This is a genomic window from Paenarthrobacter sp. C1, from assembly GCF_049315185.1.
Taxonomy (GTDB): Bacteria; Actinomycetota; Actinomycetes; order Actinomycetales; family Micrococcaceae; genus Arthrobacter; species Arthrobacter nicotinovorans.
Map to the genome: position 1 here is coordinate 115739 of NZ_CP186054.1, position 20565 is coordinate 136303.

22 protein-coding genes are annotated in these 20565 nt (G+C 63.1%); 5 read left to right on the forward strand and 17 right to left on the reverse strand.

The genetic code is table 11. The features are described from left to right. Positions 1–3 precede the first annotated feature (3 nt). Genes lspA through ACNAOU_RS26210 form a run of 3 tightly spaced genes read right to left on the reverse strand, consistent with a single transcriptional unit; the run spans position 4 to position 2842 of the window. Complete coding sequence (gene lspA / locus ACNAOU_RS26200) at positions 4–495, reverse strand: signal peptidase II (protein WP_250820611.1); 492 nt, start codon at positions 493–495, stop codon at positions 4–6. Further along, the gene (locus ACNAOU_RS26205; protein WP_250820610.1) at positions 492–2444 is read right to left on the reverse strand and encodes a heavy metal translocating P-type ATPase; all 1953 of its coding nucleotides are present in this window, start codon (positions 2442–2444) and stop codon (positions 492–494) included. Before ACNAOU_RS26205 ends, lspA begins: the two co-directional genes overlap by 4 nt. Further along, a complete protein-coding gene (locus ACNAOU_RS26210) occupies positions 2441–2842 on the reverse strand; it encodes an ArsR/SmtB family transcription factor (RefSeq protein ID WP_250820609.1) in 402 nt (133 codons plus the stop codon). Before ACNAOU_RS26210 ends, ACNAOU_RS26205 begins: the two co-directional genes overlap by 4 nt. A 205-nt stretch (positions 2843–3047) precedes the next feature. Between ACNAOU_RS26210 and ACNAOU_RS26215 the strand changes: the two genes are divergently transcribed. Further along, a complete protein-coding gene (locus ACNAOU_RS26215; RefSeq protein WP_250820608.1) occupies positions 3048–3758 on the forward strand; it encodes a metal-dependent transcriptional regulator in 711 nt (236 codons plus the stop codon). Between the two features lie 26 nt (positions 3759–3784). Here ACNAOU_RS26215 and ACNAOU_RS26220 read toward each other — a convergent pair whose 3' ends face one another. Beyond that, positions 3785–5035, reverse strand: a complete 1251-nt coding sequence (locus ACNAOU_RS26220; protein ID WP_250820607.1) for an Nramp family divalent metal transporter — start codon at positions 5033–5035, stop codon at positions 3785–3787. A gap of 282 nt (positions 5036–5317) precedes the next feature. Here ACNAOU_RS26220 and ACNAOU_RS26225 point away from each other — a divergent pair, with 282 nt between their 5' ends. From ACNAOU_RS26225 to ACNAOU_RS26235, 3 genes are all read left to right on the forward strand, one after another. Then, positions 5318–5683 carry an ArsR/SmtB family transcription factor gene (locus ACNAOU_RS26225; protein ID WP_250820606.1) on the forward strand — a complete coding sequence of 122 codons (366 nt, stop codon included), beginning with the start codon at positions 5318–5320 and terminating at the stop codon, positions 5681–5683. Continuing rightward, entirely contained in the window at positions 5680–6720 is a 1041-nt protein-coding gene (locus ACNAOU_RS26230) for a cation diffusion facilitator family transporter (protein ID WP_250820605.1), read from the forward strand. Before ACNAOU_RS26225 ends, ACNAOU_RS26230 begins: the two co-directional genes overlap by 4 nt. A 159-nt stretch (positions 6721–6879) precedes the next feature. Further along, a complete protein-coding gene (locus tag ACNAOU_RS26235) occupies positions 6880–7275 on the forward strand; it encodes a TetR/AcrR family transcriptional regulator (RefSeq protein WP_422759293.1) in 396 nt (131 codons plus the stop codon). A gap of 78 nt (positions 7276–7353) precedes the next feature. On the opposite strand, the gene ACNAOU_RS26240 is transcribed toward ACNAOU_RS26235, so the two are convergent. The 11 genes from ACNAOU_RS26240 to ACNAOU_RS26290 all read right to left on the reverse strand — a co-directional run bounded on the left by ACNAOU_RS26240 (position 7354) and on the right by ACNAOU_RS26290 (position 17467). Then, positions 7354–7764, reverse strand: a complete 411-nt coding sequence (locus ACNAOU_RS26240; RefSeq protein ID WP_250820603.1) for a four-helix bundle copper-binding protein — start codon at positions 7762–7764, stop codon at positions 7354–7356. Positions 7765–7887: 123 nt separating this feature from the next. Continuing rightward, on the reverse strand, positions 7888–8766 hold the full coding sequence (locus ACNAOU_RS26245; RefSeq protein WP_250820602.1) for a F510_1955 family glycosylhydrolase: 879 nt from the start codon (positions 8764–8766) through the stop codon (positions 7888–7890). 81 nt (positions 8767–8847) lie between these two features. Beyond that, positions 8848–9468 carry a DUF305 domain-containing protein gene (locus ACNAOU_RS26250; protein ID WP_422759294.1) on the reverse strand — a complete coding sequence of 207 codons (621 nt, stop codon included), beginning with the start codon at positions 9466–9468 and terminating at the stop codon, positions 8848–8850. A 147-nt stretch (positions 9469–9615) separates the two neighbouring features. Further along, complete coding sequence (locus ACNAOU_RS26255) at positions 9616–10101, reverse strand: hypothetical protein (RefSeq protein ID WP_250820600.1); 486 nt, start codon at positions 10099–10101, stop codon at positions 9616–9618. Positions 10102–10199: 98 nt separating this feature from the next. Beyond that, complete coding sequence (locus ACNAOU_RS26260; protein ID WP_250820599.1) at positions 10200–12350, reverse strand: copper-translocating P-type ATPase; 2151 nt, start codon at positions 12348–12350, stop codon at positions 10200–10202. A 65-nt stretch (positions 12351–12415) separates the two neighbouring features. Continuing rightward, complete coding sequence (locus tag ACNAOU_RS26265) at positions 12416–12721, reverse strand: heavy-metal-associated domain-containing protein (RefSeq protein WP_250820598.1); 306 nt, start codon at positions 12719–12721, stop codon at positions 12416–12418. A gap of 183 nt (positions 12722–12904) precedes the next feature. Beyond that, complete coding sequence (locus ACNAOU_RS26270) at positions 12905–14371, reverse strand: multicopper oxidase family protein (protein WP_422759295.1); 1467 nt, start codon at positions 14369–14371, stop codon at positions 12905–12907. Next, positions 14371–14640, reverse strand: coding sequence for an SHOCT domain-containing protein (locus tag ACNAOU_RS26275; RefSeq protein ID WP_422759347.1), 270 nt, complete (start codon positions 14638–14640; stop codon positions 14371–14373). The genes ACNAOU_RS26270 and ACNAOU_RS26275 overlap by 1 nt, the downstream gene beginning before the upstream one ends. A 341-nt stretch (positions 14641–14981) precedes the next feature. Continuing rightward, on the reverse strand, positions 14982–15206 hold the full coding sequence (locus ACNAOU_RS26280) for a hypothetical protein (protein WP_422759296.1): 225 nt from the start codon (positions 15204–15206) through the stop codon (positions 14982–14984). A gap of 559 nt (positions 15207–15765) precedes the next feature. After that, on the reverse strand, positions 15766–16167 hold the full coding sequence (locus ACNAOU_RS26285) for an STAS/SEC14 domain-containing protein (protein ID WP_422759297.1): 402 nt from the start codon (positions 16165–16167) through the stop codon (positions 15766–15768). Between the two features lie 34 nt (positions 16168–16201). Continuing rightward, positions 16202–17467, reverse strand: coding sequence for an IS110 family transposase (locus tag ACNAOU_RS26290; RefSeq protein ID WP_422759298.1), 1266 nt, complete (start codon positions 17465–17467; stop codon positions 16202–16204). A 516-nt stretch (positions 17468–17983) separates the two neighbouring features. Here ACNAOU_RS26290 and ACNAOU_RS26295 point away from each other — a divergent pair. Then, positions 17984–19360, forward strand: a complete 1377-nt coding sequence (locus ACNAOU_RS26295; protein WP_422759299.1) for a ParB/RepB/Spo0J family partition protein — start codon at positions 17984–17986, stop codon at positions 19358–19360. Positions 19361–19912: 552 nt separating this feature from the next. Here the strand turns inward: ACNAOU_RS26295 and ACNAOU_RS26300 are convergent. Further along, complete coding sequence (locus ACNAOU_RS26300; protein ID WP_422759300.1) at positions 19913–20047, reverse strand: hypothetical protein; 135 nt, start codon at positions 20045–20047, stop codon at positions 19913–19915. A gap of 209 nt (positions 20048–20256) precedes the next feature. After that, positions 20257–20424, reverse strand: a complete 168-nt coding sequence (locus ACNAOU_RS26305) for a hypothetical protein (protein ID WP_422759301.1) — start codon at positions 20422–20424, stop codon at positions 20257–20259. Between the last annotated feature and the right edge of the window lie 141 nt (positions 20425–20565).

A 20565-nucleotide genomic window follows, 5' to 3' on the forward strand; every position in this document is an offset into this window, starting at 1 on the left:
GGTTCAGTCCTCTTCGCTGCGCGCGGCGGGGAAGAGTATGGTGCCCAGAATCAGCAGGCCAACTCCGCCGACGACGAACACGTCAGCCAGGTTGAAGGTCGGGAACCATCCGGTATGCAGGTAGTCAACGACGCCTGCTCCGTCCATCCGGTCCACGAGGTTGCCCAGGGCGCCGCCGAGAAGGAAAGCAGCGCCGGTGCGGGATAGCGTGCCGAACCGGGGGACCGCACGGAACAGGAATACCGCCAGCGCTGCGACGATTACTGTGGTCGCAACGACCACTACCCACGGGGACAAGGTCGCGCCGAGGCTTAACGCGACACCGGTGTTATAGCCGAGCTTGAGGTTGACCAGACCGAAGTCCAGGACCCTGCCATCACCTATTGTCTGGACCACAACGGTCTTGACCAGCAGATCCAGGGCGGCCAGGGCGAGGGCGCCGAGCCCGAGGACGGCCCGTCCTGTCCGGGGCCGTCTGGTGCTCGTGGCACTCATGCGGAAACCCGGGAAGTGTCCGACAACGCCGGTGCGGGATTTTCCATCCGAGATGCCTTGATACGGCCGGCACGGACCCCATTGCCGATCACCACGATTTCGGCCAGTTCGTGGATCAGAACAACCGCGGCCAAGCCGAGGAGCCCGAACAAGGCCAGCGGGATCAGGACCGCGATCAACAGCAGGGACAAGCCCACGTTCTGCAGCATGATGGACCGGGTCCTGCGGGCGTGGTCCAACACCTGCGGCAGGTGGTTCAGGTCCTCGCCCATCAGGGCGATGTCCGCGGTTTCGATCGCGACATCGGTGCCCATTGCCCCCATCGCTATTCCGGTGTCGGCGGTGGCCAGTGCCGGGGCGTCGTTGACGCCGTCACCGACCATGGCGGTGGGCTGGCGGGACTTCAGCGTCCGGATAATCTCGGCCTTGTCTTCCGGGCGAAGGTCGGCGTGGACTTCGGTGATGCCGGCGTCCTTGCCCAAGGCATTGGCCGTGATCGTGTTGTCCCCGGTGAGCATGGCGGTGGTGTACCCGGAGGCCCGCAGCCGGGCAATCACGTCCCGGGCTTCGGGACGCAGCTCGTCACGCACTGCTACGGCACCGATGACCTCCCCGGCGGATTCGATCAAAACGGCGGTCGCACCCGCCGTTTGCATCCGCTCGACTTCCCCGGCAAGGGAACCGGGGGTGATCCAGCCCGGGCGGCCCAGTCGGACGGTTTTACCCTCGAAAAGGCCTTCCAGACCGGCTCCGGGGACCGTGTCGACGTCGGTTACCTCGACCCGGGCAGGGGATGCGGCAAGGATGGCGCGGGCAAGGGGGTGTTCGCTGCGGGCTTCCAGCCCGGCCGCGAGGGCCAGGACATCTTCGCGGGCCACGGTACCGGCCGTGGCGACGTCAATGACTTCGGGCCTGTTCCGCGTCAGTGTGCCGGTCTTATCCAGGGCGATGGTGCGGATTTTGCCGAGAGTTTCAAGCGCGCCGCCGCCCTTGATGAGCACACCGATACGGCTTGCGGCGCCGACGGAGGCGACGACGGTGACGGGTACGGAGATGGCCAGCGCACACGGTGATGCGGCGACGATGACGACGAGGGCGCGTTCAAACCACAGCAACGGCTCTCCGATGATGAAGCCGAAGCCAATGATCAGTGCGGCGGCGAGCAGGATGCCGGGGACGAGTTTCCTGGCGATGTTGTCCGCAAGACGCTGGCCGGGGCCCTTTCGGGACTGTTCGGCCTCGACGATGTGCACGATTCTGGCCAACGAGTTGTTCTCCGCGGTGCTGGTGACTTCGAGTTCCAGCGGCCCGGTGCCGTTGATGGACCCGGCGTAGACGTCGCTGCCGGGGCCGACCTCTACGGGTACGGATTCACCGGTCAGGGCCGATGTGTCCAGCGATGTGCGGCCGGTGATAATGCGACCGTCGGTGGCAACACGTTCACCCGGACGAACGATCATCCGGTCTCCGGGAACGAGCTCACCGGGGTCGACGGTGACCTCCGTCCCGCCGCGCAGGACGGTTGCTTCGACGGGAACCAAGTCCAACAGGGCCCGCAGACCGCGCCGGGTTTTGGCCAGAGAGTATTCCTCCAGACCTTCGGAAATTGAATAGAGGAAAGCGAGCATCGCCGCTTCCTCGTATTCGCCCAGCGCTACCGCGCCGGCAGCAGCAATCGTCATCAGGGTCCCGACACCGATCTTGCCCCTGGCCAGTCGACGGAGGGTGGAGGGAACGAACGTCCATGCAGCGACCAGCAGCGCCCCGATTTCCAGGACAAGGCGCAGCCAGTCCGGACCGCCCGTCAGGGACAGGATCCACCCGGCCAGGAGGAGCACGCCAGCGACCGCTGCGGCCCTGATCTCGTTGATCTGCCAAAAACCGAGTGCTTCCTCCGCTTCCTCTGCCGCGGTCTCGGGCTTGTCGTCACTGCAGCAAGCGTCACTCATCGAGTGTGCTCCTTCGTTAGTTCTACGTTGGACAACACGACGCGGGTGCTTCCGTTGCCGTAATTCGGGCAGAGGCTGACCGCGTTGCCGGTCGCAGCCAGCAGGACCTCGGCCTGAGCAAGCATGTCCATCAGTTCCGGACGGGACAGCGAGTAGTACACACTGCGGCCCTGGGCCCGGCCTTCCACCAGGCCGCAATCCCGCAGGCACGCCACATGCGCCGAGACCGTCGACTGAGCCAATCCCAGCTCGCTGGCGAGCTCACCCACGCGGACCTCACCGCCGGCCATTCGCTTCACAATGCCCAGGCGCGTCGGATCGCTAAGGGAGTGAAACAGCGCCGCCGCGGGATCCAGCGGAGCACACCCGTCCACGGAACCGCCAAATTGATTCGTCATACGACGATGATAGCGCAGTGCTCGGATGTTATCGGTAGAGACTGCTGTCACAGTTATGGTTCTGTATGCGTCCTGCCCTCGGACTGACGACTTGTGAAGGCTCCGGACACCCGTCCATATCTATGAGCGTTCAGTCGTATCGCTATTGTTGGTGCAGACACTCATCTCCCAGGGCCGCAGGATCGAGGCTTAGCCACCCAACATCATGAGTAACAGCAGAAAAAATGCGACACCACAGGCCTCGGACCTGACGGCCGTTGCCCAGGACTACGTGAAGGTAGTGTGGTCCGCGCAGGAGTGGTCCGACGAGACGGTTACGGTGGGCCTTGTCGCGGATCGGCTCGGAGTCAGCGCTTCGACCGCTTCGGAAGGTATCCGGAAATACGCGGCGCAGGGTTTGCTGACGCACGCCCGTTATGGCGGTGTGGAACTGACCCCGACCGGTGAGGAATACGCCCTGGCGATGGTCCGGAGGCACCGGCTCCTGGAGACGTTTCTGGTCGAGAACCTCGGTTACCGCTGGGACGAGGTCCATCATGAGGCTGAGGTGCTCGAACACGCAGTCTCGAATATTTTCATCGCCAGGATCGACGCCCTTCTTGGCTACCCACGGCACGATCCACACGGTGATCCGATCCCATTACCGGGCGAACACTTGGACCGGGCCGACGCGGTGCCGTTGGGTGCTGTGCGGCCCGGGGATGCGGTGATCATTCGGAGGGTCTCGGATGAGAGTGCCGAGATGCTCCGCTACTTCGCCGGGCATGGCCTCGTCCCGGGCACGCAACTCATCGTCGGTGAACGCAAAGCCTTCGCCGCCGGGATACCTGTTCGTCTCGCCGCCTCCGGGGAAGACCTCGCCCTTGGTGACGAGGCAGCCGCGGCCCTCTGGGTGGAAACCGTGGCCAAAGGTTAGGAATGACCCGGCTTTCGGGCCTGGTCTCAGGATTGGCCGCTGAGGGTGAGGGTGATGAGGACGATGTTGAGTCCGACGATCAAGCTGGCGCTGGTCCAGCCGGCGATCTTCAGGGCTTTGCCATCGGTGTGGATGCCCATCACGTCGCGTTTGCCCGTGAGCCGGATCAAGGGGATCAAAGCGAACGGGATGCCGAAACTGAGCAGCACCTGGCTCAACACCAGGGCCAGGGTCGGTTCGATACCTGCTCCCAGAATGATCAGCGCCGGAATGAGGGTGATGACCCGGCGGGTCAGCAGGGGGATTCGGACCTTCAAGAGCCCGCCCATGATGGTCGCGCCGGCGTAGCAACCGACTGACGTTGAGGCCAGACCGGAGGCCAGCAACCCGACAGCGAAAATGACGCCGATGGCCGGACCCAGTGCCGAGGTCACTGCAGCGTGGGCTCCGTCGATGGTGTCTGTTCCCTCGATGCCGCGCAAGCTGGACGCGGCCAGCAGCAGCATCGAAATGTTCACCACACCAGCGAGCAGCAAGGCACCGACAACGTCGAAACGGGTGGCCCGGATCAGGCGGGTCCGCACGGCAGGATCCTCGGAGAAGCCGTGCCGGTCCCGGGCCAGGGCCGAGTGCAGGTAGATCGCGTGCGGCATGACCGTGGCTCCGAGCATGCTCGCCGCCAGCAGGACCGTGTCGGTGCCCTCAAAGCGAGGAACCAAACCGCCAAGGGCAGCTCCGCCATCAGGGGGATTGACGAACAATCCGGACATGAATCCGACGGCGATGACGCCAAGGAGCACCAGGATCGCGTATTCAAATGAACGCTGACCCCGGTGGGACTGCAGCGCCAGCAGCAGCATGGAGGCTACGCCGATGATGACTCCTCCGGCCAATAGCGGAAGGCCGAACAGCAGGTTCAGGGCGACGGCACCGCCGATTACCTCGGCCATGTCCGTGGCACCGGCAACGATCTCCGCCTGCACCCAATACAACCGGCGGCGCTTGGTCCCCAATCTTTTACCAAGAATCTCAGGAAGACTCATACCCGTGGCCAAACCCAGCTTCGCCGATTGGTACTGCACCAGAACGGCCATGGCGTTGGCGACCACCAACACCCACACGAGCAGATACCCGTAGTTCGCACCAGCGGTGAGGTTCGCGGCCACGTTGCCAGGATCCACATAGGCGATCGCGGCCACGAAGGCCGGACCCAGAAGCAGGAGTCGGGACCACACCTTTCGGGGCGCGGGGCGGGTATCAAGAGCGGGAGCAGCCATCATCAGTCCTCATCATCGGGGCGTTCTGATATGAGGATAGAGGAAAGTTAGGCATACCGAAAAGTAGCAGTTAGGGGACCCGATAAAATCACGTTTTACCTTGTCTGTGACGTGGATACCTTGGACTTCCACACTCGACGGATCGAGCTCCGTACACCTGGCGGAGTTCATTATTCGAAGGCGCAGGGTTTCCCCGTTTTACGCACCGCCCAGAAGCGAAGACCGTCGTCATGCATCGGGATCCAATGGCTAACGCAGGAGCAGTTGTGCCATTATGTGCGTATGAATGCAGATAACAGAATGTGCTCCTTGGGAGTGGACAGCCAGTACGTGGAACTGGCCGTCGAGGTCTTCGCCATGCTCGCCGACGCGACCAGGGTCCGCATCATCCTCGCGTTGCGGGACGGCGAAATGGCTGTAGGGGCGCTGGCTGAACTGATCGGAAAGTCCCCGGCCGCAGTGTCCCAGCATCTGGCCAAGATGCGTTTAGCGCGGATGGTTTCCACCCGCCAGGACGGAACCAAAGTCCTGTACCGCTTGGAGAACGAGCACGCCCGGCAACTGGTGGCCGATGCGATCTTCCAGGCTGAACATGCTCTCGGCGCAGAGCCGGCCCACCACCGCAATGAGAGCAGACCTGCATCATGAGCATTCGGGGACCCGTCAGCGGTCACCACGCGCCGCACGGCGAAGAGCACCATCACGACCACGGAGACGATCACGGGCATGGCCACCAGCATCATTCGGGATTTAGGAGCTGGTTGGTGGAGCTCTTTGTTCCGCACACCCACGATGCTGCCGATTCCATCGATGATGCGATGGAGGCCAGCGCAGAAGGCGTGAAGGCCTTGAAAATCAGCCTATTCCTGCTGCTGGCCACCACGGTTCTGCAATTTCTGGTTGTTCTCATCAGCGGTTCGGTGGCGTTATTGGCCGACACGATCCATAATTTCTCCGACGCCCTGACAGCCGTCCCGCTGTGGGTTGCGTTCATCCTGGGACGGCGTGCCGCGACCCGCCGCTACACCTTCGGGTTCGGGCGCGCCGAAGACCTCGCAGGTCTGTCCATCGTCGCGGTGGTCGCCATGTCCGCGGTAGTGGCAGCCTGGCAGTCAGTTGAGCGGCTCCTGAACCCCCAGCCATTGAGCAACCTCTGGTGGGTTTTCGCGGCAGGTCTCATAGGGTTCGCCGGAAACGAAGCCGTGGCCATCTATCGGATCCGCGTCGGCCGCCGCATCGGTTCAGCCGCCTTGGTAGCCGACGGTGTCCACGCCCGCACCGACGGCTTCACGTCCCTGGCCGTCGTTTTCGGCGCCGCGGGCGTCATGCTCGGCTTCCCGTTGGCCGACCCGATCGTCGGGCTACTGATCTCAGCAGCCATTCTCGTCCTGCTATGGGGCACCGTCCGCAGCATCGGACGACGACTCATGGACGGCATCGAACCCGACCTGCTCGACACAGCACAGCATGCACTGGAAACTACACCAGGTGTCCTTGGAGTCCCGAAACTCCAGCTGCGCTGGTCCGGGCACCGCCTCCAAGGAACAGCGACACTTATGATCGATGGCCGGCTCGGCATGGCCGATGCCGAAGTGATCATCCATACCGCCGGGAAGCGGCTCAAGCTCGCCGTGCCTAAGGTCGATGACATGATCCTCGCACCTGTCGTAAGGGTTCCGCGCTGACGCCTCACTGAAGCCAACAGTGGCTCGGGGAAGTTAGTGCACTTGAGGACAGCCTCACCCACCTCCAGAAGCTCGAAGAGGTTCTGGAGGCATACGCGTGGCTGTGTCAAGTATTTGTGGCCCCGGGCGGACGGCTATTACGGCCTAACCGGGGTAACGATGTCGCAGATCGCCCAGGACGCCGGTATCGGACGGGCGACACTGTACAAGTATTTTCCCGATGTGGAGGCCGTCCTGGACGCCTGGCACGATCGCCACATCGGCTCTCACCTGCAGCAGCTCGCCCGTATTAAGGACACCGCTGCCGGGGGGCCTTGGCGGAAGCTGGAAGAAGTTCTGGGCGCCTACGCGCTGATGGCACATTCCGGACACGGCAGCGAACAGGCGGTACTGCTGCATGCCCGCCCCCACGTCGGAGACGCAGAACAACACTTGAACGGCTTCCTCGCAGATTTGCTGGCTGAAGGAGCGAACGAAGGCGTGATCAGGACTGACACTGCCCCTGAGGCGTTGGCGGCTTACTGCCTACACGCCCTGGGCGCCGCGGGGGAGTGACCCCTGCTGCTGCGCAACAGCTTGTCGGGATCACCATGGCCGGGTTACGACCCGAGGCGCATCAGTCCGCCACATGATTTAGGCGAGGGCAGCCAGTAAGTCGGCGCAGGCGGCCTCACAGCGGCGGCAGGCCTGCGCACAGATTTTGCAGTGTCCGTGCATCCCGGCATGCTGCTCGCATTCTTGAGCGCACACGCCGCAGGCGGTCCGGCACGCTTCCAGCATTGCCCGGACAGTCTCCGGGTTGGTGCCGGTTTGTCGGCTGAGGACAGCACCGGTCGCAGCGCAGACGTCGGCGCAATCCAGGTCCGTGCGAATACAGGTGGTCAGCTCGGCGACCATGTCCTCACCCAGGCACGCGTCGGCACAAGCACCGCAGGTTTGCGCGCATTCAAAACAGGCCGCGATACATTCGGCCAGTTTCTCCCTTTCCATCCCGCCCGCGGCTTCCGGGTGGGAATCGATCATCGCGCTGATGTGGTGGGACATGGCCGGCTCCTGTCTTCTGTGGGCGTGAGGGCCGGCCTGCCCGGCCATCACGCCCACCCTAAACCCGGTCCGCGCAGCCCGCCAGGCCGGGCAGGGTCCAGTTTGCCCGTAGGCAGCAGACTGTCACGAAGCGTCTGTCGGGCGGAAAGTGGTGCCGCCGTCCGTTGACACCACGATCCCCTCGGGCGTGGCAGCCCACACCCAAGGACTGCCATCGGCACCCTTGAGTGCTGCTATGGCCATCACTTCACCATCGACCCGGCCCTTTTTCGTCCAGCTGGCCCCGGCGTCTGCCGAGTAATAGGTGGTCCCGTCAGGGGCGACGCCAGCGGCTTCGTCGGGTGTGGCGAAGGCCGCGTATTGGATCACTGGCCCGGACTTATCCAGCGACCAGGTCTCTCCACCATCGGTGGAGCGTTGGATTCCCTCGGTGGTGGTGCCCAGTATGGTCTCGCTGTCCGGGTGGCCGGCCAGGACTGCTGGTGCGAACATGGCGGCCACGGTGTTCCAGGTCTTTCCGTCGGGGCTGTGGCGAAGTTCCCCGTCGTACGCGATGATCCCGGTTTTCGTGGCGGTCATGGCGTGGAAGTCAGATTCACCTTGGCGTGAGAGTTTCTCCCAACTTTGTCCTCCGTCGGTGGATTTGATGAGTCCGAAGGGATTGGGCAGGTCCGATCCGGGACCGGGGTGTCCGGAGGCGTAGAAAACGCCGTCCTCGCCGGCAGTGAATCCCATCAGATCGTTCGTCCTACCGATCTTGGTGGCGGGTTGTTTCGTGACGTCGAAAAGCCCGTCGTGGGTGGCCAGGAGCACCTGGCTGGTATCGGGATCGACGGTCAAACCATGGACGTGGCTACTGGGCAGGGCCTCGTCGCTCAGTTCGATTGACGGCGCCGTGGTCGTGGGTGGGTTGGCCGGGGTGCAGGCTGCCAGAGCGAGCACGAGCGCCGCCCCGGAAAGCAAGATGCCGCGACGCGATGCCGCACGGGTGAAGGGTTGCATGGGAAAGCTCCAGGGTTGGAAGGAAATGCGGAGACGCCGGTCCCGCTTGATTGGTGCAGGGCCGGTCCTTTAGGGATTGGCTTAGAGGCTGGCCAGCAGTGTCTGCATTTCCTTGATTTCGGCTTCCTGGGCGCTGACGATGTCCTTGCCCAGCTGAACGGCTGCGGGGTCTTTGCCGTCCGTGGTCTCGGTCTTGGCCATCGTTACGGCGCCCTCGTGGTGGGCGATCATCTGGGTTAGGAACAGCTTCGCGGCCTCCACACCCTGGGCGGCTTCCAGTTTGGTCATGTCTTCGGCGCCCATCATGCCGTCCATGCTGTGCCCGGTGGGCACCTGCGTCGGCTCGCCCCAACCCTGCAACCAGCCGGTCATCTTCTCGATTTCCGGTCCCTGTGCGTCCTTGATGCGGGTAGCCAGGGCTGTGACCTCGGCAGGGACGTCCTGTTTCTTGAGGATCATGTCGCTCATCTCCACGGCCTGTGCGTGGTGCGGGATCATCATCTGGGCGAACATCACGTCCGCAGAGTTGTGGGCAGAAGCGTTCGCGGCAGGGGTGGAGGTGCTGGAGGAGCTGTTGCCGTGGTCCATTCCCGGCATGGAGGTCGCGGAGGAACCGGAACCACCGGAGGAACCGCAGCCTGCGAGGGCGATCACCGCGGCGACGGCCGTAGCTGCAAGGGGCACAAACTTGGTGTTCATCATGATCAAGTCCTTCAAAAGGTTTTAGGGGACGCGAAGGCGCCCCTGAAAGGGGGGGGTGGGTAAATCCATCAAAGACGCGCCGGAAAGACAGTGGTTGGTTTCCGGTCGCAACGTAAGGTGCCAGGCTTGGGCCCGGGCGGATAGCGTCTATGTTCTGCTGATGGACAGTTCACCCGGTGAAGGACCGCCGGGACGGTAGGACCACAGATTCCAGACCGCGAAGGTGGAATCCAGCGTTGGGGCTGTAATCGAAGGCGCCTCGGTGGGTACCGGCGCGGCAAGGACGCCGGCCGCGGCCGAGGGGATACAAGCCGCGGTCATGGAGTGCTCGCTGGAGCAGTTCCCTGAACAGGAGCACTGGGCCGGGGACACTGCACCATGGGAGGTGGACAGCTCCTCCGTGGCAGTAGCCCCGGATGATGGGGGCTGATGGCCGCCATGGCCGGACGGGTTTCCGGCTGCGGCCTGAGCCGCCGTAGCCGTCATGTCTGCGGGAACCGCCGCGGCCGAGCGTGCCGAGTGGGTGCCTGTCATGACGTGCATGCCAAGGATTCCGGCGATGATGGCCAGGACTGCTGCCAGCAGTGTCGCCGTGAGCAGGGCGGATCCGGCGATGGTGCGTTGCGCGGCCATGCTGGTCCTCCTCCCTGGGTACTGGTTCTTTCAAGGCTACCGGCACCCACGCATGGGTCCCGTGGGATGGGTGCGTCGGTGCCGGTGGCACTACGTGGTCAACGAACCTGCGAGGGGTTCAGTTTCACCCGCCGGAGCAGTTGGGCGTTGAGGGCGACCACGATGGTGGAGACCGACATCAGCACCGCCCCGGCCGCGGGGGACAGAACGATCCCGGCGAAAGCCAGGACGCCAGCGGCCAGCGGGACGGCGATGATGTTGTATCCGGTGGCCCACACGAGGTTCTGCCACATCTTTTTGTAGCTGGCCCGGGACAGGTCAACCATGGACAGTACCGCCCGGGGGTCGTTGCCGGCCAGAATCACTCCGGCTGATTCCATGGCCACGTCGGTGCCAGCGCCGATGGCGATGCCGACCTCAGCCCGGGCCAGGGCCGGGGAGTCGTTCACGCCGTCTCCGACCATCGCGACTTTGAGTCCACGGGCCTGCAGTTCGGCGACTTTCTTGTCCTTTTCGGCGGGAAGGACTTCTGCGAAGACCTCATCGATGTTCAGCTCGGCTCCCACCGCGGCGGCTACCTGCTTGGCGTCACCGGTGATCATAGCGACCTTTACGCCCCTGTTCTGCAGGGCGGCCACTGCCTGCCGGGATTCGGGCCGGATGGCGTCTTCCAGGCTGACCGCCCCCAGAACCTGGTCCTCGTCGATGACGTGCAGCACGGCCGCGCCGCGTCCCATCCATTCACGCGTGGCCGCGGCCAGGGTTTCGGACTCGGTGAGGCCGAGTTCGCGCAGCAGCGCCGGTCCGCCCACCTGGACGGTGCGGCCCTGGACCGTTGCGCGCACGCCACGGCCCGTCATCGATGTGAAGCCCGTTGCGGGAGGCAATTCCAGGCCCTTGTTGTGGGCTGCCCGGACGATGGCGCGGGCGACGGGATGTTCGCTGTCGGATTCCACGGCCGCGGCCAGCGCTAAGAGCTCGTCGGTGCTGGTCCCTTCTATGGCGGCAGCGTCCTTCAGCTCGGGTTCGCCCTTGGTCAGGGTGCCGGTCTTATCGAACAGGACAATGTCGACGGTACGCATCCGCTCCAGAGCAATCCGGTTCTTAATCAGCACCCCGGCCCGGGCGGCCTGTTCGGTGGAGATCGCGATGACCAGTGGAATGGCCAGCCCGAGGGCGTGGGGGCAGGCGATCACGAGGACTGTGACCGTGCGGGTGACGGCCTCGGGCAGGCTGCCCATCAGTAGCCAGGCAATGAAGGTGATGACACCGGCGATCGTGGCGAAGTAGAACAGGAACGCCGCTGCCCGGTCCGCGAGGGCCTGGGCTTTCGAGGACGAGGCCTGGGCTTCAGCAACCAACCGTTGGATGCCGGCCAGCGCCGTGTCGTCCCCGACCGCAGTCACTGTGACGCGGACGGTGTTGTCCGTGGCCACGGTCCCGGCCACCACCGGGTCTCCCACGGAACGCAGCACTGTTTTGGATTCCCCGGTGATCATGGACTCGTCGAACTCGGCTTGCCCGTCAACGATGGTGCCGTCCGCGGGCATCCGCGCCCCGGAACGGACCAGAACAACATCCCCACTCTCCAGTTCGGAAACCGGGACCGTTTCGATCCCGGTGTCGGTGACGCGTTCGGCTTCGTCCGGCAGCAATGCCGCCAGGGCGTCCAAGGCGCCTTGGGCGGAGCCGAGAGCGCGCATCTCGATCCAGTGGCCCAGTAACATGATGGCCACCAGTAACGCCAGCTCCCACCAGAAGTCCAGATCGAAGTTCCCGATCCGCAGGCTGGTGGCCCAGGACGCGGCGAACGCTACAGAAATGGCCATGGCAATCAGCAGCATCATGCCCGGCTGCCGGGTCTTCACTTCATTCAGGCCGCCCTTGAGGAACGGCATGCCGCCATAGAAGAAGATCACTGTTCCAAGAACGGGCGGGATCCAGGCCGAACCCGGGAACTCCGGCGGCATGTACCCGAGCAGGTGCCCAAACATCGGGCTGAAGTACACGACCGGGACCGACAGTGCCAGCGTCAGCCAGAACCTGTCCTTGAACATTGCGGTGCTGTGCCCGGCATGCTGGCCGTGGCTATGCACCGCATGATCGTCCTGGGTGCCGTGTCCCTGCGGGTGGGCGTGGTGCTGGTGCGATGGCGCCCCAGTGCCGGGCACCTGATGTGCTGACGCTTCGGCCGGGTCGGCTTGGCTGACCGGTGACGGGTGGTCGTGGTGATGGGTGTTTTCTGTCATGGTGTGCTCCTCCAGGTACGGTCCCAAGCATCGCCCGAGGGCGGCGTCGACCGAACGTGTGTGGACTAGCTGCTGGTCAGGCCGTATCCAGCCGAGGTGACGGCATCCCGGACTGCAGATGGTCCGGCGGATCCGGTGATGATCAGGCGGGAGATTCCGCCTGGGACGAGGTCAACGGACGCGGTGTCGACGCCATCGAGGGCCTTGACGGCCCGCTCGACGCTGGCCACGCAGCCCCCGCAGGTCAGGCCTTCCACGCCGTACTCAACGCCCGTTTCGATTGGCAAAGTGGGGCGGGGATCGGTGGAGCAGCAGCCGCAGCCCGAAGAGGAGGCAGCCAAAGGCAGTTCGGTACGTGATGGTGTTTGCATGTCAGTTCCATTCATTGCAGAAGATGCGATGGGTGCTGTGGTTGAACGGATGTAAAGAGGAAACCCGGCGGTCCTCCGCGACATACCACTCACTGACAACACCATCAATATACCCCCAGGGGGTATAAAGGACAAGTGATGCTCGTTTCCCACCAAGTGGTTCGAGATTTCTGAGTGCGATATTCAACGGACTTCGATGACGCCCATCATGCCGAGGTCCTCGTGGTCCAAGATGTGGCAGTGATAGACGGAGCGTCCACTGAAGTCCTTGAACGCGATTCTGACCTTTACATGCCCGTTTGCGGGTACGTTCACCACGTCCTGCCAGATGGCAGTGTCCGTGCCTTGGCCGTTCTCCTCGATGATTTGCATTGGCCAGACATGCAGGTGGAACGGGTGATCCATGGGGCTGGTGTTGGTCAGCGTCCACTCCTCCACGTCCCCGGCCGCTACCGTCGTGTCTGTTCGGGTTTCGTCGAATTCCCTGCCGTTGATCGTGAAACGCATCATGCCCCCGCCCATGCCCATGCCCATGCCGGCGGCCAGAATGATCTGCCGGCGTGCGGCGACGGAGGCTGATCTCAGGTCTCCCAGCCCCCGCAGGGTGGGCACGGCCGTCAGGGATGCGATCGGTTCGCCCGCTACGCGGAGAGTGGCCAGTGCCGCGCCGTCCGGCTGGTCTGCAGGGCTCCGTGTTCCGCGCCTTGGTCTCATCATTCCCTCCATGGTTCCCCGGTCCTGGTAGAACGCGCGCAGGGCGGAGTCGCCGGTTGCTGCGGTCACGAGGAGGTCTGCCCGGTTTCCGGGCGTGAGTAGAAGTTCATCCAGTGTCTTCGGTGTCGGGAAGCGGCCGGAGTCCATGCCGAGGAGCTGCAACTGCTGACCGTCGAGCCGCAGCCGGAGGTAGCGGGCAGCGCATGCGTTGATGATGCGCCACCTTTCTCGTTGCCCGGGGCGGGCAGTGAGTTGCGGATTGCTTTGACCGTTGACCAGGATCAGGTCACCCTCCCGGCCCATCATTCGATCCATCTCAGGGACCGCCGCGATATTGCCCAGACCGTCCAGGGTGGTGTCCGAAATGACCAGTACACGCTCCACACTCGAATCGATGCGCTCGGGGTCCTCGACGATGATCGCTCCAAAGAGGCCCGCGAAGATTTGATCGGCGACCATGCCGTGATGGTGGGGGTGATACCAGTACACGCCCGGGGGGTGATCCGCGGGTAGTTTGTATTCGTAGTCGAAGGTGTCACCGGGGTCCACCGAGACGAAGACATTGTCCCCGCTGCCTTCCGGGGACACGTGGAGTCCGTGCACGTGCAGGTTTGTGGCTTGGGCCAGGTTGTTGACCAGCCCAATTCTCAGGATATCGCCGGGCCGTACTCGAAGCGTTGGGCCGGGGATGCTGCCGTTATAACCAAGGGCTGCGGCCTGCTGACCGGCAAGCAACATTTGTCCGGGTGCGGCTTCGAGCCGTACTTGCAGCTGGCCGTTTGCACTCCGTTCCTCGGGAGGCTGGGTCAGCTCACGTCCCGTAACGGGATGCTCTCGCGAGGTCAGGGTCCAGACCAGCCCGGCACTACCGGCCGCTGTTGCTGCCATGCCGAAACCGCCCAGCAACAGCGCCTGGCGACGGCTGACGGCTTGCACTACGGGTCCTCACCGAGCACATTGAGGTCCTCGCGGTACTGGTCTGCCGTGAGCTCCCCTTTCGCAAAGCGCTCCTCGAGGATCTGGCGGGCCCTGCTCCCTTTCGCCGGCGGCGGGACGCCTGACCCGTGTGGGCCTGTAGGCACGTAACCGCCACGGCCGCCGCCAAAGACCCTTATTGCCAGATATACAAGCAACGCGATGCCGACAAGTAGCAGAGGAACCCAAAGCCACATCCACACCATGCCTTGTCCATAACCCCACATCATGATCGGCACCCTTCACTCCTGAGATTTACTCCCAGTCTTAGCCCAGATCCGAGCCACAAATAGAGTCCGAGGTCCTGGTCCCGCGCAGGGCTGGTGCACGCTTACTCGAAAACGGCACCAGGACACCGCTTGACAGAGTCCAGTGAATAAAGCCATCCCATTTGGGTTCCATCCAAACCCCACCCGGCAACGCACCCGGACCGGGGAAAGCCTTGATCAGTTTGGCCAAGGCGACGGCAACAGGTGGCTCCAAAGCTACTGGGATGGACTCAGCCATCGACTCTCCTATGGTTGCCGCGCCGTCGGGGTCACTCTCGAAGTAGATCCGCTATTCGTTCGTCTCATGATGCGCCCGATCGTGGCAGCGATCTGCCGCACTGCCGCGGGTCTTCGGCCCAGGAGCGCCCGTTGCGGCTGCAGGCACGGAACGATGTCACGTTGGACTCATCGACCGTCAGCCGCAGTTCCGCCCAGGCCGCCTCCAGCTCAGCCAATTCTCCGGCCGGCACAGCCATGGAGGGCCCGACTGCTTTGCGGCGCCTGCTCAGAATGTTTCGCAGTCCCACTGTCCACCTCTCCTTCTGACATAAGTGTCCCGCCTGGGATTGGGGGAAACCAGGCGGGACACGTTCACCGTACCAACCCAGTCTGACAAGACTCAGGACGGGAGCATGCTCGCAGGGCTCGCACCCTTTTGGGCGTCCACTCCGCTTCGCTCCGTGGCCGACTGTTGGGCCCGGTCCCGACGTCGCAGAGCTCCGCCGTGCCCGGTCCTGTGTGTCTACGACGATGCTCCTATAGCCGTCAAATCATGGCAGAGAGTGTTCCGAAGAGCGGCGTTGCTGGTCCGTCGGACGGATCAATCCATAATGGTCAGATCAGGTTATTGACGGTTGAGGGGAACGTGTAATGGAACCAGTGTGCTTTATTGATCCTTTTGCAGCCGAGGGAGCTTCGGTGGCACCGCCGGGCAAACCTTCACCCGGTCCCGCTCCGTCTGTGAGCTCTGTTCCTTCATCTCGTGTTGTGTTTTCCAGCGGTCGCGAACGCCAAGTGCGACTGCTCATCCACGACCTCGCGGTTTTGGCCGTGAGGCAAGACCCGACAGGGCCTTAGGCAGTCCTCCTATGTGTCCTTGGGCAAGATGTCAGGTTCTGCAGTGGTGCTTGTTACGAGCCATGCCAGGGCTTCTGTCCGTGAGGTGAAATAGCGTTTGGGACGGGGTGTTTTGTTCATGGCCAAGACAAAGTTGGCGATGACTTTGTCTACTGGTGAAGCGCCCAGAAGCGCGACGTGTGATGCTTGGCAGGTCCGACCGAAGACAGCGCGGGCACCGCGGCTGACCTCGGATGTTGTGGCCATGTCCACCAACAGTGGGCGTTCAGTTTGTCCGCATAGCTCGTTGACCATGTGCATGGCTGCCTCAGCATCACTTGATCGGATGATGGCGTGGCGCGCCCACTTCAGTTGAAGAATCCCGTGTTCGTCCATAAGCAGTTCAGCTTTGCCTGACCCAACAGATGCCATTACTTGTACCCCCAAGTTTTCGTTCGTTTCGACCCTAAATGTAAACCGATTGGATAGGGATTGCCTCCTTATCCGGTCTGTCTCTTTTGTCGGTTTGGTCGGTCAACCATTGGCGGTAGTTCGTGGCCAGCATGTCGTTGCGGAGGAGGCCGCGTTCCAGGAGGGAAATTTTGGAGGGCCATTGGCCAAGTTCGCTGGCTGCGGTTGTGATGGTGCAACCCAGTGTGTTGCGTAGTTGGCGGAGATCTGTATTGTCTGGGGCTGCTTGGGGGTTGGTGATCTGACGGTAGATTTCCCGGGCTGCGTAGCGTTTGAGGCAGCGCATGATCTCCCGTTTGCTCTTGCCCTCCGCGGTGCGTTTGACCACGTAGTCCTTGGTCCGTTGACACGACGCCATACGAACCAGGACGACCTGATACAGGGCATGGTTGGCGTTGCGGTCACCGCCTCTGCTGAGCCGGTGCCGGGTTGTTTTGCCCGAGGACGCGGGTATGGGAGCCACGCCGACGAGGGCAGCGAACTGGGCTTCGTTACCTATACGGTCCGGGTTGTCTCCGACAGTGACCAGGAGCTGGCTGGCTACTTCCGTTCCGACACCTGAAAGGTCACAGAGCATCGGCGCGTAGGTATCGAGGATTTCCTTGAGCGCGGCATCGGCGGCGGCAATTTCGGCGGCGAGTGAATGGCAGCGGGAGGCCAGGGCTTTCAGTGTCAGCAGGCACACGTACTCGGGGTCAGCCATGTGGCCCGACGGTCTGGTGCGGTGCAGGGACGTGATCATCGCTGCGGTGCCCAGCCCTCTGTACTTTGCTCGGAGCCTGTCCGGAGCTGAAACGAGAAGACCTTTGATTTGATTGACGGCCGCTGTCCGTGCCTTCATAGCCGACGCACGCCCGGCGCGCAGGATTCGGAGGCATTCAACGGGACCGTCTTTGGCTTTCGGAATTGATGTGGTCCGGCCGTCGAGTACTGATTGGGCGGCCTGGTAGGCATCCAGAGGATCGGACTTGCCTTCCGTCCGGCGGGCGGCACGGTTCGGCCGGTTCACCTCGAGTACCAATAAGCCTTCACCGCGTAGGACACGGGAGAGCTCGGCTCCGTAGGAGCCTGTCCCTTCGACCCCTACGGCTGTGACCGTGCCATGGCTGGTGATGAAGTCTACGATCTTGCGGTATCCGGATCCCACTGCCAGGAATTCTCTGTCGGCAAGTGGCTTGCCGTGTTCGTTGATGATGGCCACGTGGTGTGTATCGGCGTGTGTGTCGATGCCGGCGATGATGTTGCTTGGTTCTGTTGCCAAGATGGAAGCGGCCCCCAGTCGAGTTCAATGGCTCATGAATTGGGGGTAGGCCAGGTGGGCAGACAAAACGGTAATGGGATTAGTCGTATCAGGCTCCTATGAAGTCATGTCCGCCTGGCACATCACCCCCTTTGATGGACCTTGAGCCGGCCGACAAATCGTCGGTAAGACAGTGCCGGAAGGCACGTCAGTTTTTTGCTGAGTCACGCCGGCTCAAGACCTTTTCCAGTATTACCGTTTTTGTGGCTGTCCTTCGGATCATATGGTCCTGCTCCGGCTCAAGCTACTGACCCCTCCGTAAACTCCGGGGCCCTACGGTCCCGGGTTTCTTCGACGGCGCTTCGCTTATTTCCTTTCGAAGAAACCCGACACCTTGCCCTGACGGGAGGAGGCGCCTACGTCAGGCCCATAAAGCACTGCGTGCCAGCAACAAAAACAACAACGGGGAGGAACCAGAGAGCGCTGGCCGGGTTACGCCGCTCTCCCACCCGTGCCAATGAAACAAGGAGAACCATCATGACTGCCATTGCCGAAAACCCCACCGACTCCGCAGAACTCACGGTCGCGCTGCCGCGCCCGAGACTGGAGATGCTGAACCCGGCCATGCTGACGGTCGCCACGAATGTTCGTAAGGACTTGGGGATGACTCAGAAGTTTCTGGATTCGGTCAAGCAGCACGGGGTGATCGTGCCGATCGTCGCGCAGATCACCGACGAGGGAGAGATCCATGTCCTGTACGGGCAGAGAAGAACCATCGCGGCTGTGGAAGGCGAACTGGATTCGGTGCCGGTGTATGTCTCCGAGACGCAGGGCGAGGCTGATCGGATCGCCAAGCAGATCGTGGAGAACGACATGCGTTCTGGTCTGAACGAGACCGACCGTGCCGAGGGCTATCAGCAGCTTGCCTTGCTGGGCGTCTCGGCCGCGCAGATTGCCGAGCGTACCGGCGCGAAGGACAAGACGGTCGTGGAGGACGCCATCAAGGCCAAATCCACGGTCACCGGGGCCAAGGCCCTGCAAGACGGGTACACCGTGGATCAGGCACTGGTGCTTGCAGAGTTTGACGGGGACGAGGAAGCCGTTGCGGAGCTTGAATCGGTCATCGCTGATGAACCCGAGTACCTTGACCACATTGCCCAGAAGCTCCGCGACGACCGGGCATCGCGGGAAGCTTTGGAAGCCCTGAAAACCGAACTCACCGAGCAGGGTAAGACCATCGTGGAGGACGCCGGGTACTACGCCGACAGTGAAGCGATCTACGTCGAGCACCTGAACAAGGCAGACGGGGAACAAGCCACCGAAGAGGACGCCAACGCGGTCGTGATTCAAACGAACTACCTGCGCCAACACAAAGCCATGCCCGTGGTCACCGGGTGGGAGGAACTGGGCTTCACCCCGCGCCTTGAACGCTACACCGGAGGAACGCAGGCCGTGACCGGTCCCATGACCGAGGACCAGAAAGAAGAACGCCGGACCCTGATCGCGAACAACAAAGCGGCCGTATCGGCCGAGACGGTTCGACGGGCATTCGTGAAGACCTTGCTGTCGCGAAAGACCGCGCCGAAGGGGTGGCAGTACTTCACCATCCACGCCATCACCCACCACCCCGAAACTGCCAGAACATATGACGGCGACCTCGCGGCAGAGATGATCGGAGCCAAGGTAGAGGAGTCCAACACGTGGGGTTGGAACCCGCTCAAGGATCACGTGGCCGGGACGAAGAACCGGCCCGAGTTCGCGATGATCGCGCTCGTCTGCGCCGGGTACGAGAAGCAGCTGCCCAAGGACGCATGGCGGAACCCGGGCCAAGTCCACAAGGACTACCTGAACCAACTCGTCACGTGGGGCTACACAGCATCGGAAACTGAGCAGATCATCATCGACGCCAACTAACCCCGGGCAAGGAAAAAGCGCGGACCCTAGATATCTGAACTATCTAGGTTCCGCGCTTCTTTCGTACCCCACCTTACCGTGTACATGAGGTAGCCAGCGAACAAGTGACCGGGCAGGGAACCGTGGATTTATGGTGGCGGGCCGCCGCCCTGGCAGCAGCTTTCGTCGTGGTCAGGGGCGACGGCCCGCCGTTCCCGCGACAGGGCCAGTGAATACTTCCGGGGCGCGGGTTCCCACGTGTCGGTGGTTGGCCGTTCGCCCCACCAACGGGTGAACGGCCTCGCCGAGCTCGGCCGCCAATACGGCGTGACCAAGGACTGTTTGCCCCTCGCCCACAGGGGCACGGCAAAAGCTCAATCCTTCGGGCTTTTCCCGCACCCAGGTGGACGACGGGACCCTGTTGACCGCCTGCACACAACCGCCAGGTCACCGCGTTGCTTTCTGCGCGCCCTGTTCCTGCCGGCGGTTGTGCACAGCCTGGGCGTCGGGGTGGTCGGCACCGAAGGGTGCCGCTGTCCTCACCAAAAGGGATCAACCCACCATCCAAAGGAATCACGACACAACCGAACTGCCGCTGCCGCCGCCGTTGCCGCCGCCGCCGTTGCCGCCGCCGTTGCCGCCGCCGCTTGCCGCCTGCCGTTCGATTTCGGTTGGTGGTTGTGTTTTGCCCCTCGCCCACAGGGGCACGGCAAAAGCTCAATCCTTCGGGCTTTTCCCGCACCCAGGTGGACGACGGGACCCAGGTGACCGCCTGCACACAACCGCCAGGTCACCGCGTTGCTTTCTGCGCGCCCTGTTCCTGCCGGCGGTTGTGCACAGCCTGGGCGTCGGGGTGGTCGGCACCGAAGGGTGCCGCTGTCCTCACCAAAAAGGGATCAAGCCACCATCCAAAGGAATCACGACACAACCGAACTGCCGCTGCCGCCGCCGTTGCCGCCGCCGCCGTTGCTGCCGCCGCCGTTGCCGCCGCCGCCGTTGCTGCCGCCGCCGTTGCCGCCGCCGCTTGCCGCCTGCCGTTCGATTTCGGTTGGTGGTTGTGTTTTGCCCCTCGCCCACAGGGGCACGGCAAAAGCTCAATCCTTCGGGCTTTTCCCGCACCCAGGTGGACGACGGGACCCAGGTGACCGCCTGCACACAACCGCCAGGTCACCGCGTTGCTTTCTGCGCGCCCTGTTCCTGCCGGCGGTTGTGCACAGCCTGGGCGT